The 392-nt window shown below is 43.9% G+C and carries 2 tRNA genes; both read left to right on the top strand.

Annotated elements, in window-relative coordinates:
• Positions 1-23: 23 nt before the first annotated feature.
• A tRNA-Ile gene (locus AC1EU2_RS18780) sits at positions 24-100 on the top strand.
• 132 nt (positions 101-232) lie between these two features.
• Positions 233-308, top strand: a tRNA-Ala gene (locus AC1EU2_RS18775).
• The last annotated feature ends 84 nt before the right edge of the window (positions 309-392 follow it).

Raw genomic sequence — 392 nt, 5'->3', positions numbered from 1 at the left:
TATGAAAGGCAATTAAATACGTAGGGTCTGTAGCTCAGCTGGTTAGAGCGCACGCCTGATAAGCGTGAGGTCGGTAGTTCAAGTCTACTCAGACCCACCAATTCTTCGTTATAGCTTTGTTGTGAAAATCGTCGTTTATTATTTATAAACTTCTTCATTTCATGCCTTGCTTTAACTCGAATACATCTTTCGCAGTAGAAGCAATTGGACAAAACGTATTTACATCATGTATGGGGCTATAGCTCAGCTGGGAGAGCGCCTGCCTTGCACGCAGGAGGTCTGCGGTTCGATCCCGCATAGCTCCACCATACATGACCCTCGTCTTCTGGACGAAGACATAGAGAGGCCAAAGATAAAATGTAAATTTTACCTTTGGCTTTTTTTAGCCTTGC

The organism is Parashewanella sp. 2304DJ23-3, from assembly GCF_056591695.1.
Note: the sequence above shows the minus strand (reverse complement) of the source record. Positions and strands in the feature narration are given on the sequence as shown.